Origin of the sequence: Proteus genomosp. 4 str. ATCC 51469, assembly GCF_003144375.1 — a bacterium.
Taxonomy (GTDB): domain Bacteria; phylum Pseudomonadota; class Gammaproteobacteria; order Enterobacterales; family Enterobacteriaceae; genus Proteus.
The window spans coordinates 116618-133006 of sequence record NZ_PENV01000012.1 but is presented as its reverse complement, the minus strand read 5'-3'; the positions used below and the strand labels follow the sequence as shown (position 1 = coordinate 133006).

13 protein-coding genes are annotated in these 16389 nt (G+C 39.4%); 7 read left to right on the top strand and 6 right to left on the bottom strand.

Annotated features, from left to right (window positions below; genetic code table 11):
• Positions 1-156: 156 nt before the first annotated feature.
• Together dnaG and rpsU are read right to left on the bottom strand one after the other, a co-directional pair.
• Positions 157-1905, bottom strand: coding sequence for a DNA primase (gene dnaG, locus DK866_RS12255; protein WP_109409127.1), 1749 nt, complete (start codon positions 1903-1905; stop codon positions 157-159).
• Between the two features lie 112 nt (positions 1906-2017).
• Complete coding sequence (gene rpsU, locus DK866_RS12250) at positions 2018-2233, bottom strand: 30S ribosomal protein S21 (RefSeq protein WP_001144069.1); 216 nt, start codon at positions 2231-2233, stop codon at positions 2018-2020.
• A 342-nt stretch (positions 2234-2575) separates the two neighbouring features.
• Between rpsU and tsaD the strand changes: the two genes are divergently transcribed.
• Positions 2576-3598: a tRNA (adenosine(37)-N6)-threonylcarbamoyltransferase complex transferase subunit TsaD gene (gene tsaD, locus DK866_RS12245; protein WP_109409126.1), complete on the top strand. Its 1023-nt coding sequence runs from the start codon at positions 2576-2578 to the stop codon at positions 3596-3598.
• Positions 3599-3705: 107 nt separating this feature from the next.
• On the opposite strand, the gene plsY is transcribed toward tsaD, so the two are convergent.
• Complete coding sequence (plsY, locus tag DK866_RS12240; protein WP_072070074.1) at positions 3706-4362, bottom strand: glycerol-3-phosphate 1-O-acyltransferase PlsY; 657 nt, start codon at positions 4360-4362, stop codon at positions 3706-3708.
• Between the two features lie 104 nt (positions 4363-4466).
• Between plsY and folB the strand changes: the two genes are divergently transcribed.
• On the top strand, positions 4467-4817 hold the full coding sequence (gene folB, locus DK866_RS12235) for a bifunctional dihydroneopterin aldolase/7,8-dihydroneopterin epimerase (protein ID WP_109409125.1): 351 nt from the start codon (positions 4467-4469) through the stop codon (positions 4815-4817).
• Here the strand turns inward: folB and DK866_RS12230 are convergent, their stop codons facing one another.
• Both DK866_RS12230 and DK866_RS12225 read right to left on the bottom strand, forming a co-directional pair.
• The gene (locus DK866_RS12230; RefSeq protein WP_109409124.1) at positions 4818-6056 is read right to left on the bottom strand and encodes a multifunctional CCA addition/repair protein; all 1239 of its coding nucleotides are present in this window, start codon (positions 6054-6056) and stop codon (positions 4818-4820) included.
• 27 nt (positions 6057-6083) lie between these two features.
• Complete coding sequence (locus tag DK866_RS12225; protein ID WP_072070071.1) at positions 6084-6704, bottom strand: TIGR04211 family SH3 domain-containing protein; 621 nt, start codon at positions 6702-6704, stop codon at positions 6084-6086.
• A 219-nt stretch (positions 6705-6923) separates the two neighbouring features.
• Between DK866_RS12225 and DK866_RS12220 the strand changes: the two genes are divergently transcribed.
• From DK866_RS12220 to hldE, 3 genes are all read left to right on the top strand, one after another.
• Positions 6924-7847 carry an inorganic triphosphatase gene (locus DK866_RS12220; RefSeq protein WP_109409123.1) on the top strand — a complete coding sequence of 308 codons (924 nt, stop codon included), beginning with the start codon at positions 6924-6926 and terminating at the stop codon, positions 7845-7847.
• Between the two features lie 26 nt (positions 7848-7873).
• Positions 7874-10714, top strand: a complete 2841-nt coding sequence (gene glnE / locus DK866_RS12215; RefSeq protein ID WP_109409122.1) for a bifunctional [glutamate--ammonia ligase]-adenylyl-L-tyrosine phosphorylase/[glutamate--ammonia-ligase] adenylyltransferase — start codon at positions 7874-7876, stop codon at positions 10712-10714.
• 95 nt (positions 10715-10809) lie between these two features.
• A complete protein-coding gene (hldE, locus tag DK866_RS12210; RefSeq protein WP_109409121.1) occupies positions 10810-12234 on the top strand; it encodes a bifunctional D-glycero-beta-D-manno-heptose-7-phosphate kinase/D-glycero-beta-D-manno-heptose 1-phosphate adenylyltransferase HldE in 1425 nt (474 codons plus the stop codon).
• A 95-nt stretch (positions 12235-12329) separates the two neighbouring features.
• Here hldE and DK866_RS12205 read toward each other — a convergent pair whose 3' ends face one another.
• A complete protein-coding gene (locus DK866_RS12205; RefSeq protein ID WP_109409120.1) occupies positions 12330-13034 on the bottom strand; it encodes a GntR family transcriptional regulator in 705 nt (234 codons plus the stop codon).
• Positions 13035-13335: 301 nt separating this feature from the next.
• Between DK866_RS12205 and DK866_RS12200 the strand changes: the two genes are divergently transcribed.
• On the top strand, positions 13336-14964 hold the full coding sequence (locus DK866_RS12200) for an alpha-glucoside-specific PTS transporter subunit IIBC (RefSeq protein ID WP_109409119.1): 1629 nt from the start codon (positions 13336-13338) through the stop codon (positions 14962-14964).
• Positions 14964-16286, top strand: a complete 1323-nt coding sequence (locus tag DK866_RS12195) for a 6-phospho-alpha-glucosidase (protein ID WP_109409118.1) — start codon at positions 14964-14966, stop codon at positions 16284-16286. The genes DK866_RS12200 and DK866_RS12195 overlap by 1 nt, the downstream gene beginning before the upstream one ends.
• The last annotated feature ends 103 nt before the right edge of the window (positions 16287-16389 follow it).

The window sequence follows — 16389 nt, the reverse complement described above, 5'->3', positions numbered from 1 at the left end:
GGTTGGTGTCGGTCGGCGATAACTGTTCAGCCAACAATAACTACGGAGGGGCATTTTCATTGTCGATTGCTACGGTCCCCTCAGCGTAGCAAATGTAGGTTTTTAGTACCTACCGATAGCGGCAATTAAGCCGTGTTTTTAATCTTAATTCTGTATTTACTTTTTAACGCGTGCCTGTATTATCAATTGGACTTCTTCGCGTTCATCTTGCGTTAGGCCTTCTGTTCTCTCTTTTGCAATAAGGGCGTTTAAACGTTCGTCCATTGCGGTTAGAAAAAGATGATCTAACGTGTCAGTAAAGGTTTTTTCTGCAATCTCATCTATATCTATATCGTTCCACATTGCCAATTTTTCAAGCTGTTTACCGAATTTATTCTCTCTGTAGAGTTCGATAATCTGTCCTGTATTAAGGCCAGGTTGTGCTTGGCAAACGGAAACAAGTTCACTAAAGAGTGACAAACCTGCAATTTTTTCTGTATTTAACCCCTCAAGAGGGGGTACTAATTTAGAGAATTCTGGGTTTTGTATCAATAAGGCAATTAATATACGCATTGGCGTTGGACGTAATATCGTTGGTTGATACGATAATTCGTGGCTCGCCGCTGTTCTGCCAAATAAACGATCCATTTGCTCAATATCAGGATTTCCCGTTAAGCTTCCAAGCTCTCTTAATAAATATAGACGTAAAGTTTCACTTGGGATCTTATCTATTAATGGTCGAGCTAAACTGTATAACTTACCATTGCCTTCTTGAGTACTCAGATCCACCTGAGGAACGAGCGAATCAAATAGAAATTCTGATAATGAATGTGATTGTTCCATACGTTTTTCAAAAGCTTCTTTACCTTCACGACGTACCAATGAATCAGGGTCATCGCCTTCAGGTAAAAACATAAAACGTAAAGAACGGCCATCATTTAAAAAAGGAAGTGCAGTTTCTAGTGCTCGCCAAGCGGCATCTCGTCCTGCTCTATCTCCATCATAGCAGCAAATAATGTTATCCGTTGTTCTAAAGAGCAACTGAATATGTTCTGCTGTCGTGGAGGTTCCTAATGAGGCAACGGCATAATCAATACCAAACTGCGCTAATGCCACAACATCCATATAACCTTCAACAACTAATAGCTTTGTAACGTTATTATTAGATTGTTGTGCTTCATAAAGACCGTAAAGTTGACGTCCTTTATGGAATATCTCTGTTTCCGGTGAGTTCAAATATTTAGGTAAATCATCACCTAAAACACGTCCACCAAAGGCAATAACACGGCCACGTCTATCTCGGATAGGAAACATGACGCGTTGGCGAAAACGATCATAAGTACGGCCATTATCGTTTGTTATTACCATGCCTGCTTCAAGAAGTAGGGCTTTATTATCGGCATTTTGACCAAACCGCTTTAGGACATTATCCCAACCAGTAGGAACAAACCCAATAGAAAAACGACTAATAATATCTTCACTAAGACCACGATGTGCAAGGTAATTTCTAGCTTCCAGAGCATCTGGCTTATTGAGAGCACTACTATAATATTGGTTCAACTTCTCCATCACTTGATAGAGATTTTGTCTTATATGTCGTTCAATTGGGCTACTGCCAGTTCCTGATTCATAAGGAACTTCTAACCCATGCATTGCTGCTAACTCTTCAATGGTTTCGACAAAATCGAGTCTGTCGTAGTTCATTAAAAAATCAATAGCATTGCCATGCGCGCCGCAACCAAAACAGTGATAAAACTGTTTGTCGCTATTTACTGTGAATGAGGGCGTTTTTTCGTTATGAAACGGACAACACGCTGAATGATTTTTGCCTTGTTTTTTTAACGGCACACGAGCGTCGATAAGATCGATGATATCGGTTCGAGCTAGTAAATCATTAATAAATGAACGTGGAATTCGTCCAGCCATAAGCCCTTTTACGCCTGTTGTTGAACGAGAATAAGCCGCGCTCTCATAAGAAAGCACGGCCTTTAACTGCGACTACAGTGTCTGCATATGTTGCGGTATAAGCCGCAAAATATTAGTACAGACGAGTACGACGTGCGTTTTCGCGAGCTAATTTTTTAGCGTGACGTTTTACTGCTGATGCTTTAGCGCGTTTACGTTCAGTCGTTGGTTTTTCATAAAACTCACGACGACGAACTTCTGCTAATACGCCTGCTTTTTCACAAGAGCGTTTGAAACGACGAAGAGCAACGTCAAATGGCTCGTTTTCACGTACTTTGATTACCGGCATGTGCCTCTCACCTCAATAGAAATCGGTTTGCGCTGGCATTATTTAAGCCAGCCGACATTTAAAATGGTGCGGAATTTTACTTCAAAGCAGGGCACTTTGTAAAGAGATGCACAAAATTGAAACGCAAACTCCCACTTTTGTGTCTTTTTAGTGAGTACACAAAAAGCGAAAGTTGCTAACCACACATTTAAATCACTTAAAATAGGTGAATAATTATAGACCAGAAAAAGGAATTTGTCACATGCTGGTATGTAAAAGATGTTGCGAAGGCGTATAAAATCACCGAAATAATGGTACAATTGATTTATTACGCGAGTCTGCGAAGAAGAATTTGGAAGCGTTATGCGAGTTTTAGGTATTGAAACATCTTGTGATGAAACCGGTATTGCAATTTATGATGATAAAGCCGGTTTATTAGCGAATCAACTTTATAGTCAAATTAAACTGCACGCTGATTATGGTGGTGTGGTGCCTGAGCTTGCTTCACGGGATCATATCCGTAAAACAGTGCCTCTTATCCAAGCCGCACTAAAAGAAGCAAATTTAACGGCAAAAGATATTGATGCTGTTGCTTACACTGCAGGCCCAGGTCTTGTTGGTGCATTATTGGTGGGAGCGACTATCGGACGCTCACTCGCTTTTGCGTGGGATGTTCCTGCTATTCCAGTTCATCATATGGAAGGCCATTTATTAGCACCAATGCTTGAAGAAAAAACGCCTGAATTTCCTTTTGTTGCCCTACTGGTTTCAGGTGGTCATACACAATTAATTAGTGTGACAGGAATTGGTGAATACTCCTTATTAGGTGAATCTATTGATGATGCCGCGGGTGAAGCCTTTGATAAAACGGCTAAATTACTGGGGTTAGATTACCCAGGGGGACCTGTATTATCAAAAATGGCGCAACAAGGAACAGAAGGGCGATTTGTTTTCCCTCGCCCAATGACAGACCGGCCAGGGCTTGATTTTAGCTTTTCAGGCTTGAAAACCTTTGCAGCTAATACTATTCGTCAAAATGATGATTCAGACCAAACTCGCGCAGATATCGCTCGTGCTTTTGAGGATGCTGTTGTTGATACTTTGGCGATAAAATGTCGTAGAGCTTTAGAACAGACGGGCTTTAAACGTTTAGTGATGGCCGGTGGCGTGAGTGCAAATCGTACATTACGGGCCAAAATGGAAGCGGTTATGAAACAATTAGGTGGTGAGGTTTTCTATGCTCGCCCCGAATTATGTACCGATAATGGCGCAATGATCGCATTAGCGGGCATGATCCGTTTTAAAGGTGGTACAGAAGGCCCATTAAGTGTGACTGTAAGACCACGCTGGCCTTTAGCTGAATTACCTGCCCTCGAAAGTAAATAATATATTGTAAAGTGTCTATTTTTAATTTGGCACACGATATCTGCAAAAGAAAAGCCACTTTCAAAGTGGCTTTTCTTTTTTCAATTCAAATTTTAAACAGAAACTAATTAATCTTCTTTTTCTTGCTCTTTCGCTTCTTGAATAATTTCTTTTTCTGTTTTTTCAGTTTTCTTCTTTAACTTATGCCAGATCCGGCTCTCTTGACCTCGCCATAAACGTTGAATATTGTCATGATGACGGTAAAGTACCAGACATGATAGTAAAGCAACAGGATAAGTGAATTCTGGCTTAAACCACCATACATAAAAAGGGGCTAGCAATGCGCTGATGATGGCGCCAAGTGATGAATAGCCACTGAGTAATACGGTGAGTAACCAAGTTCCAGCAATAAGACCACTTAAATCCCAACCAATAGCGGCGATAGCACCAAAGGCTGTTGCAACCCCTTTTCCGCCCTTAAAGTGGAAGAAAACTGGGTAGATATGCCCAAGGCAAGCCGCAATGGCAACAATGCCAAGGTAAAAAGGAGGCACATTTAAGTAATAGGCGAGCCAAACAGGGATCATCCCTTTTAGGACGTCACAGATAAGAACTGCCGCGGCGGCCGCTTTTCCACCAATACGTAGAACGTTGGTCGCTCCGGGATTGCCAGAGCCAGATTTTCTTGGATCAGGTAATCTTGCCAATCGGCAAATCAATATCGCGCTGGAGATTGAGCCGCACAAGTAGGCGAAGATGATCATTCCAAGTGCGTTAGCACTCATTTGTATTCTCCAATGTTTATGTAAGTTCGTTAGGCATGTATGGATAATACGCATATTTCATCGGAAGTGGTATCCGATGAGCAGAAAAAATAAGAGATGACGTGATGGATATCGTATTTATTGAGCAATTATCAGTAATAACCACAATCGGTGTTTATGATTGGGAAAAAAACATAAAACAAAAACTAGTGTTCGATATCGAAATGGAATGGGATAACAAACGCGCATCCCAAACCGATGATGTTGCTGATTGTTTAGACTATGCAAGTGTAAGTAGTGCAATTATTGATTATGTTGAGACGCGACGTTTTGAGCTGGTTGAACGTGTCGCAGAAGAAGTGGCACAGCTTTTGATAACGCAATTTGCTGTACCTAGAGTAAAAATAAAATTAGCTAAACCAGGCGCGGTAGCACAAGCGACGAGTGTGGGTGTGATTATTGAGCGTAAAGCTTAATTATTCGTTATCCTGATTAAGTCGCGATTTCCATTTTATAATCGCGACTTCTCGTTGTTTTGTTAATGCTTCTCGTATTGCGCTGCCCTTTAATCCGCTTTCAATGATTGGCTTTATATCCACATTATTTGCTATAGCAAAAGCTTGGCAAAGAAAAGAACGTTGTGGATAAGCTAGGTTTTCTAACCCTAGACGTCCTCTAGCATCCGCTTCACTGACCATCGCTAATTGTTCAACACGTTCAGGTTTTCGCCATGCATCAATGGCATCAAATAAGCGGATAATTTTAGAAGGGCGCATTCTATCAATACGATGGATATGATCGTGAAATCTTGCCGTTAAGCGAGCTAAATCACGAATGTGATTTGGAATACGATATCGTTGACACAATGCTTCAACTAAAGGTACGCCAGCAGGACCATGCCCATGATGATGAGGCCATTTTTCAGGTGGAGTTGTTCCTTTTCCTAGATCATGACATAAGGCACTAAAACGAACAGCAATATCATCTGTTAATTGACTGGCGATACTAAGCACCATCATGGTGTGAACGCCTGTATCAATTTCAGGATGCCATTTTTCAGGGGCCGGTACGCCAAATAAGGCATCAATTTCGGGAAAAAGAACCTTTAAAGCACCGCACTGGCGTAAAACTTCAAAGTAAACCTGAGGAGCATGGCTCTCAAGGGCTTTTTCAGTCTCTTTCCAAACACGTTCTGCCGTTAGTGCGTTTAGTTCGCCACTTTGCGCCATTACTTTCATTAACTGTAGTGTTTCTGGTGCTACGCTAAAACCTAAAGGCGCAAATCGAGCCGCAAATCGTGCAACACGTAAAACTCTTAAGGGATCTTCTGAAAATGCGTCAGAGACATGGCGAAGTAATCTTGCATTGATGTCATCTATGCCGTGGTAAGGATCGATATATTCGCTATTAGCAGAATAAGCAATAGCGTTTATGGTGAGATCACGACGGGCTAAATCATCTTCTAAGGTAACATCCGGTGCGGCGTAGCAGGTAAATCCCGTGTAGCCAGAACCCGATTTTCTTTCCGTACGCGCAAGGGCATATTCTTCATGTGTATCAGGATGAAGAAAAACGGGAAAATCTTTGCCAACTTGTTGATAGCCTTGTTGTAACAGTTCATCGGGTGTTGCGCCAACAACAACCCAATCTCTGTCTTTTACAGGTATCTGTAATAATTGGTCACGCACAGCACCACCAACAAGGTATATTTTCACGGGATCATGATTCCTTTTGGCTGAATATTAGTTCATCCAACGATCGTTGCGTTTACGGCGACGAGGAATGATATGCGGAAGGATCAGACCAAAAATAAGACCCGCACCAGCAACACCACCACCATACATAAACCACTGTAAGATGATGTCACGTTGTCGATCATCTAACTGTTGATTAGCAAAATCGAGTTTTTTCTCAGCAACCGCGAGTTTTGTTCTCATCTGCTCATTTTCTTTTTTCAAACCGTTGATTATGTCATCGCTGTTTGAGACTTTATTTTGCATATCTATAGTACGTTGATTCCAGCTTTGGTCGATATTCGCTAGTTTATCGCGTAGTGTTTGGATCTCTTTTTCCATAGCAGGAATACGAGTACGCATACTTGGTTGGGCGCTTAGTTGGTTTTCTGGCAACCAGACAGTACGATCTTTATCATCTTTAATTTGTACATAACCTGTTGCCGCATTGCGAGAAAGTACAGTCACTGTTGAACCTGAATTTAAAGAGCCAACAATTCGGTACTGATTTCCTGGTCCACTATGCACATAAGTGGATAATTCATCGGAAACATAGCGAGTTTCTGCGTGTGAGCTCAGAGAAACACCTAAGCCAAGTAAGGAAATAAAAAGTAAGGGTAATTTTCGCATTATGTTTTCAACTTTTTTATCTATACAAGAGAATATTTTTACTGATACTAAAGAGTAAAGTTTGCGTAAGCAAATAGTAAACCAGAATGAGAACAGTCTTAACTGGTAGAATATAGGGGTAATCTGCCTTTTATTCATTATTGTTATTAGGCTATCACTTGCTAAATGAAAATGCGTCAAATATTTTACTAATCAATTGATTTACTTAAGGGAAATAGAATGAGCCAATTAGAAATCGAACTCAAAATGAGTGCCATACCTGCCGCTATTCCTCATATTATTCAGCGCATTCTGACTCTACCACATCAGCACTCTGCACCCAAAAAGCTGACTAATCTTTACTTTGAGACGACAGATAATCAAATTCGTCGTTGGGATATGGGGCTACGTATTCGTGGTGTTGATGACAGTTATGAAATGACAATTAAAACAGCCGGCAAAGTTGTTGCAGGTTTGCATCAACGTCCAGAATATAATGTTGAATTAACACAACCTAAATTAAATTTAGCTCGCTTTCCCGCAGAAATCTGGCCAGAAAAAACGGATCTAGCTTTATTAGAATCTCAGCTTAATGTGTTATTTCATACGGATTTTTATCGTGAAATCTGGCTTGTTGAGTATCAAGACAGTCAAATAGAAGTGGTTTTAGATCAAGGCACTATTCGTACTGAGCAATATGAATTACCGATTGAAGAGTTTGAGCTAGAACTTAAAAAAGGTAAGGTGTCAGACGTTATTGCATTAGCGACGTATTTAGGTGAAAAAGGTGGATTACGTCTTGCCTCTCGCAGTAAAGCGGCTCGAGGTTATTATCTGGCAAAAGGTAAGCCTGCGTTATCGTTGTGTGTCGTGAATCTGTCTCCTAGTGATACAACGGCACAACAACTTACAAAATGGTTAAGTGCAATACAGGCATTAGAAGAAGCTATTTTTGCTAATCCAACACCTCCGACAATTACTATGCCAGCAATGTTGGCGTTATTTTCAGATTGGTGCAAAAAACAATCTGATCTGCCTGAATTTATGCAACAGTCACTCAATGCAATTTCACCGTTAACATTTACAACCGCAACCGACTATTATCACGTTTTATGGCTGAACTTTAAGTTATCTTCTACGTCGTGGTTACTGTCTATTGCTTAATTTCCTGACAACGTGAGAGTCTATTTATGTCTGTTATCAGTGTACTTCAATCATTGTGGGATAAAGCACAGTGTGGTTTTTCTTCTCAACTTAATGCACTGGCACCTTTTAGTGAACAAGAACAACAATTTCTTGCATTTAGTCCTTTTGCCACCGAGCATTTTCGAGTTAATCCTCAATGGTTGACTGATATCAGGCAGAATCCACCCACAGGTATCGAATGGCAGAGTTATGAAACTCAACTAACAGCAATGTTAGCCAATGTTGATAATGAAGATGATGTTATGCGGATCTTACGTCAATTTCGCCATCAACAATTAGTGCGCATTGCATGGTTACAATTTTTCCAATTAGGCGATATCCCTTGTGCGCTAAAACATTTAAGTGTGCTGGCTGAAACCCTAATTTGTGTCGCAAGAGACACGCTTTATCAGCAATGTTGCCAACAATGGGGAACACCTTGTGATAATGAAGGTAAACCTCAACCATTTCTGATCTTAGGTATGGGGAAATTAGGTGGATTTGAACTTAATTTTTCTTCTGATATCGACTTAATTTTTGCTTATCCTGAAAATGGGTTTACCCAAGGTGGGCGTCGAGAGCTTGATAATGCTCAGTTTTTTACACGATTAGGCCAAAAGCTGATTAAAGTACTGGATCAACAAACTATTGATGGCTTCGTCTATCGTGTTGATATGCGATTGCGTCCATTTGGAGAAAGTGGGCCTTTGGTAATGAGTTTTGCTGCGCTTGAAGATTATTACCAAGAGCAAGGGCGAGACTGGGAGCGCTATGCAATGATCAAAGCGCGCGTATTAGGGGCAGAAAAGAAAGCGTATTGCCAAGTTTTACGTCAAATGCTACGTCCTTTTGTTTATCGTCGCTATATTGATTTCAGTGTTATTCAATCGCTACGAAATATGAAATCCATGATAAGTCGTGAAGTACGTCGCCGTGGCATGATTGATAACATAAAACTCGGTGCAGGTGGCATTCGTGAAATTGAATTTATTACACAAGTTTTTCAGTTAATTCGTGGTGGCAGAGAGCCAGATCTACAGAGTAACTCACTATTAACAGTATTAAAGGCAATCACAACGCTTGAATTATTAACAGAAAAAGAAACAGCGCAATTAGCTGAAAGCTATCTCTTTCTTCGTCGATTAGAAAACTTATTACAATCCATTGGTGATCAGCAGACGCAAACCTTACCAGATAATGAAGAGGATAAAGCACGGCTCACTTTTGCAATGGGATATGATAATTGGGAAACGCTTTATCAAGAAATTAGCCACAAAATGCAGGCTGTTTCTGTTATTTTCACGCAATTGATTGGCGAAGAAGATGAAAATGATGAAGAAGAGGATATCTCAGAGTTTAAACGTCTCTGGTTACTAGGGCGTTTGCCTGAAACGTCGTCATTACTTCATCAATCACTTACGGTTGAGTCACTGAATGCGATTAATCAGACGTTACAGATATTTCGCCAAGATATCGGTAAGCGAACGATAGGGCCGAGAGGGCGAGATGTTCTTGATACATTAATGCCAAAATTACTGGCTAAGATTTGCCAACAACCTCAAACGTTAGTTACGTTACAACGAGTCACTCCGTTACTATTAAGTATTGTGAGTCGTACAACCTATTTAGAGTTGATGCAAGAGTCTGATGAAGTTCTCACTCATGTTATACGATTATGTGCAGCATCTCCGATGATAGCAGAACAGTTGGCACTTCATCCTTTACTGTTAGATGAATTACTTGATCCTAATTCACTCTATCAGCCACTACCTTTAGAGGCGTATCGTGATGAATTACGTCAATATTTATTACGTGTACCAGAAGAAGATGAAGAACAACGACTAGAAGCACTGCGCCAATTTAAACAAGCTCAACTGTTACGCATTGCTGCGGAAGATATCACGGGCGTATTACCCGTGATGAAAGTTAGCGATCACTTAACATATCTAGCGGAAGCCATCATTCATGCTGTTGTTCATCAAGCTTGGTCATATATGGTGAAGCGTTATGGTGAGCCTGAACATTTAGCCAATCGTGATGGGCTAGGTTTTTCGGTGATTGGGTACGGCAAATTAGGAGGATGGGAATTAGGCTATAGCTCAGATTTAGACTTGGTATTTTTATTAGACTGTCCAATGAATATTGTGACAACTGGAGCAAAACAGATTGATGCTCGTCAGTTTTATCTGCGCCTAGCTCAACGCATTATCCATTTATTTAGTACACGAACCTCCTCTGGCGTATTGTATGAAGTTGATGCGCGTTTACGCCCTTCCGGTGAATCAGGAATGTTAGTAAGTACGATCCAAGCTTTCGATGAATATCAGAAAAATGAAGCATGGACATGGGAACATCAAGCCTTAATTAGAGCCAGAATGATTTATGGTGATGAGCAACTACAACAGATGTTTTCTCGTATTCGCCACGAAACATTATGCCTTTCTCGTGATGCCAATGTATTACAACATGAAGTGCGCGAAATGCGCCAAAAAATGGTGCAACATCTTGCACCAACACAAGCAGACAAGTTTGATTTAAAAACCTCATCAGGCGGTATTACCGATATTGAATTTATCGCTCAATATTTGGTATTGCGTTTTTCTCATCAATATCCTGCATTAACACGTTGGTCTGATAATGTGCGTATTTTTGAGTTAATGGCAAAATATCAAGTGATGGATGAAGAAGAAGCTCAGGCTTTAACACATGCTTATGTCACATTACGTAATGAATTACACCATCTTGCACTACAAGCGTTACCTGCGATTGTCGATAACAATTGTTTTATTGTAGAACGAGAACACGTATTAAAAAGCAAGCAAAAGTGGCTTGGTGAGCAAGAATAAGGGTTTGTTAGCAGGAACGCTTATGAGTGTCTCTTTTTGCTTAACAAGTTATGGTATTATTTCGGCTTATTTTGAAAATAAATGTGGAGTATGGGATGAAAGTAACGCTGCCGGATTTTAATAAGGCCAATGTACTGGTTGTCGGTGACGTCATGTTAGACCGCTATTGGTATGGCCCCACAAGCCGTATTTCACCAGAAGCCCCAGTGCCAGTGGTCAAAGTAGATACCACAGAAGAACGCCCCGGTGGTGCGGCAAACGTGGCAATGAATATTGCTTCACTTGGTGCTAATTCACGTTTAGTGGGTTTAACGGGTATTGATGAAGCTGCCAAAGCATTGAGTAATACATTAAATCAGGTCAATGTACGCTGTGATTTTGTCTCTGTTGCGACACATCCAACCATTACAAAATTACGAGTGCTTTCACGTAATCAACAATTAATCCGTCTTGATTTTGAAGAAGGGTTTAGCAATGTTGATCCTCAACCTATCTATGAACGAATTCAACAAGCCTTGCCTTCTATTGGCGCACTGATTTTATCAGATTACGCGAAAGGCGCACTTTCTCATGTTCAAGAAATGATCCAACTTGCAAAGAAAGCGGGTGTTCCAGTATTAATCGACCCTAAAGGGTGTGATTTTGAGCGTTATCGTGGCGCAACGTTATTAACGCCAAATATGTCAGAATTTGAACAAGTTGTCGGCGCTTGTAAAAACGATGATGAGCTAGTGGAAAAAGGCACTCAATTAGTTCGAGATTTAGAGCTTGATGCTTTACTGATCACACGTTCTGAACGTGGAATGAGCCTTATTCGAGCGAATGAAGCGCCATTACACTTACCAACACAAGCCCAAGAAGTTTATGATGTTACTGGTGCGGGCGACACTGTAATAGGTGTATTAGCAACCTCTTTAGCAGCAGGTAAACCTTTAAGTGAAGCCTGTTTCCTTGCAAATGCCGCTGCGGGTGTTGTGGTGGGTAAATTAGGGACATCGACAGTATCACCTATTGAACTGGAAAATGCCATTCGTGGTCGTGCCGACAATGGTTTTGGTATAATGGAAGAAGAACAATTAAAACAGGCAGTTGAATTAGCACGTCAGCGCGGTGAGCGCATTGTGATGACTAATGGATGTTTTGATATTCTTCACGCAGGCCATGTCAGTTATTTAGCAAATGCACGTAAATTAGGTGACCGCCTTATTGTTGCTGTAAATAGTGATGCATCGACTAAGCGATTAAAAGGTGAAACACGTCCTGTTAACCCATTAGAGCAGCGTATGACAGTGCTTGGAGCCTTAGGTGCAGTAGACTGGGTTGTTGCGTTTGAGGAAGATACACCACAGCGCTTAATTGCCTCTGTCTTACCAGATATTTTAGTCAAAGGTGGGGATTATAAACCTGAAGATATCGCGGGTAGTAAAGAAGTTTGGGCTGCAGGCGGTGAAGTAAAAGTGCTGAATTTTGAAGATGGCATTTCTACAACAAATATTATTAATGCGATTAAAAAGAAATAATGGCATAAATTAACGACGAAAAGCACTCTTTGGAGTGCTTTTTTTATAATAAAGGATCAACTATTATAAATTTTTAATGATACTTTTATTAATGGTTATTGTTCTCTTTTTAAATGATACTCAACAATATAATCTTGAGTGTTTCTATACATAATTGAATAGTTAATATAATCGCCTTGAGTGCTATATGATAATGTACTGAGTCTTAATATTGGAATGTTAGTTTCTATTTTTAATAATTGACAAATATTGTTATCCGGCATAATTGGGTGAAAAGTTTCATAACTTCCTGATATTTTTATTTGGCAAATATTTTCAATAAAATCAAATTTAGAACCTTCTAAATGGGTTAAGGTTAAATTACGAAAATATTTAACAGGCATGTAACTGTCTTCAACAATAAGCGGTTTATTATCGACATAACGTATTCGCCTTGAATAAAAAATACGTTCATTTGAGTTGATACGTAATTTACTGGCGATAGATAAAGGGCAAGGAATAACACGAAATTCTATGACTTCACTTTTTACATTGTGACCAGTATTTGCCATTAGTTCGACAAAGCCTTTCAGGCTAGCATTTTCATGATGAACATCTTTTTCTTTAATATAAGTACCAGAACCATGTTTTCGTTCTAATAATCCTGCGGTCACTAATAAATCCACTGCTTTACGTATTGTCATTCTCGATACGTTGTATTGTTGTGCTAATGATTTTTCTGCTGGTAAAGGGTCACCAATTTGGTATCCAGCCGAATTTATTTGAATTCTTAGGCTTTTTGCAATGTTTTTGTAGATCACATTTATACCTCTTTTTATTCTTAAAATCGGCTCTCTTTATTTAATCTATCTGAATATAATCTTTTGATATATATGATAATCATTTATACCTCTAAAATGTGAACGTTATCAAAAAATAAAAAGTGATCTGCTTTTTGACTAAAAATGAGATCACTTTGCCTGAAAGATTAGTATGAATCAGATCACGAATAACTCATTTCAGATGAGAGAATAAAGAGAAAAGAATCTAATCTGAATTTACAGAAAAAGAATGAATTAAATAGCATATCGTTTCAGTAGCAGTAAATAAGAGGATATTTTTATGCTCAGTCAAATACAACGATTTGGTGGAGCCATGTTTACTCCTGTCCTGCTATTTCCATTTGCAGGTATTGTTGTAGGCATTGCCATTTTATTACAGAATCCATTATTTATTAGTGAAGATTTATTAAGACCCGATAGTTTATTTTCCCAAATTGTTCATATTATTGAAGAGGGGGGATGGACTGTTTTTCGTAATATGCCTCTTATTTTTGCAATTGGCTTACCAATCGGTTTAGCTAAAACTGCACAAGCAAGAGCTTGCCTTGCTGTAATGGTGAGTTTTCTCACTTGGAATTATTTTATTAATGCAATGGGAATAGTTTGGGGAAGTTATTTCGGCGTAGATTTTACAAATGAAATTGGCGGAAATAGTGGCTTAACAATGATAGCTGGAATTAAAACATTAGATACCAGTATTATTGGGGCGATTATTATTGCGGGTATAGTTACAGGTATTCATAATCGTTTTTTTGATAAACAGCTTCCTGTCTTTTTAGGTATATTTCAAGGAACTTCGTATGTTGTATTAATTAGTTTCTTTGTTATGTTACCGTTAGCGTGGATAACATTATTTTTCTGGCCCAAAGTGCAAATTGGTATTCAATCTTTGCAAGTATTTATGGTTGAATCTGGCTCTTTAGGTGTTTGGATATATACCTTTCTTGAACGTATTTTAATTCCTACTGGCTTACATCACTTTATTTATGGCCCATTTATTTTTGGCCCAGCAGTCACTGAACATGGAATTCAAGTTGATTGGGCCCAAAATATGCAATATTTCAGTCAAAGCACTGAATCTTTAAAAACGTTATTTCCTGAAGGTGGCTTTGCACTACATGGTAATAGCAAAGTCTTTGGTTCTATTGGTATAGCACTTGCTCTCTATTTTACTGCTGCGCCTAAAAATAGAGCCAAAATTGCAGGTTTACTTATACCCTCTGCATTGACCGCTGTATTTGTGGGAATAACAGAACCTTTAGAGTTCACATTCTTATTTATCTCTCCGCTATTGTTTGCCATTCATGCCGTGTTAGCCGCCACATTAGCGACAACGCTTTATCACTTTGGAGTTGTCGGAAATATGGGCGGAGGGATCATCGATAATTTCCTACCTATGAATTGGATCCCAATGTTTCATAACCATTACGGGATGATTATTACGCAAATAGTTATAGGTCTGATTTTTACAATGATTTGGTTTGTGGTGTTTAGAACATTAATTATCAAACTTAATTTAAAAACACCAGGTCGTGAAGAAGATGATGAAGAGATCAAGCTCTATAGCAAACAAGATTATAAAAATAAAAAATCACAGGTTTCGGATAGTTCAAAAACAGCAAAAGAAGATCGCAAACTCGCACTCCCTAAAGGCATTCTTGAAGGCCTAGGAGGAGGGGCAAATATCAAATCTTTAAATAACTGCGCAACACGTTTACGTATTGAAGTGATTAATAACGAAGTAATTGAAACAGATGCCTATTTTAAAGAGCTCGGTGTACATGGTGTAGTGCGTAAAGGCCATGCATTGCAAATCATTATCGGGCTACACGTTTCTCAAGTGAGAGACAAAATTGAACAACTTATGAAAGAAGATCCACAAAAAATCACCTTGTCGGAGGCTATATAATGAAGAAGTTCTCAGTCGTAATTGCAGGTGGCGGTAGTACATTTACACCCGGTATTATTTTGATGCTACTGGAAAATTTAAAACGTTTTCCATTAAGAGCCATCAAATTTTATGACAATGATGCCGAGAGGCAAGAAACCATTGCTAAAGCTTGTGAAATAATTCTTACTGAAAAAGCACCTGAAATTGAATTTTGCTATACCACAGATCCTAAAACTGCCTTCACGGATGTTGATTTTGTTATGGCTCATATTCGTGTTGGTAAATATCCAATGCGTGAAAAAGATGAAAAAATTCCTTTACGCCACGGCGTATTAGGGCAAGAAACCTGTGGGCCTGGTGGTATTGCTTATGGTATGCGTTCTATTGGGGGCGTATTAGAATTGGTTGAATATATGGAAAAATATTCACCAAATGCATGGATGTTAAATTATTCTAACCCAGCAGCCATTGTCGCCGAAGCTACTCGTCGCTTAAAGCCAAATGCAAAAATCTTAAATATTTGTGATATGCCAATTGGTATTGAGTCACGTATGGCGCAAATTGCAGGATTAAAATCACGCAAGGAGATGCGTGTCCGCTATTACGGCTTAAATCACTTTGGCTGGTGGACGCAAGTTGAAGATTTACAAGGTAATGATTTATTGCCTATTATTCGTAAACATGTTGCTGAGCATGGGTATATTCCTAAAGTAGCAGGAGAGCCAGTTGAAGCAAGTTGGAACGATACCTTTGGTAAGGCAAAAGATGTTTGGGCGTTAGATCCAGCAACTATGCCAAATACTTATTTGAAGTATTATTTGTTCCCTGATTATGTTGTTGCGCATTCTGATCCTCATCATACGCGTGCTAATGAAGTGATGGAGCACAGAGAAAAGAACGTTTTCAGCGCTTGTCGAGCCATTACAGCCGCGGGTAAATCATCAGCAGGCCATCTTGAAATAGATGAACATGCTTCTTACATTGTCGATCTTGCAACGGCTATCGCGTTTAATACCCAAGAAAGAATGTTGCTGATCGTTCCTAACAACGGATCAATTATTAATTTTGATCCTGAAGCAATGGTGGAGATCCCTTGTATTGTCGGAAGTCATGGGCCTGAGCCTTTAGTCATGGGCAAAATTCCATTATTCCAAAAAGGGATGATGAGTCAGCAGGTTGCCGTTGAAAAATTAGTGGTAGAAGCCTGGATTGAAAAATCCTATTTGAAACTGTGGCAAGCCATAACGATGTCTAAAACTGTGCCAAGTGCGACCGTTGCAAAAGCAATTTTAGATGATTTAATTGAAGCGAATAAAGACTATTGGCCAGAGCTAAAATAGTGAGTAATTGATTTATAGAGCACATAAAAAATAACCCTGTGTCTGGGTAAGATACAGGGTTTTTGCTTTATTAATAAAGAGAATAACTAATAAAGTAAATGGA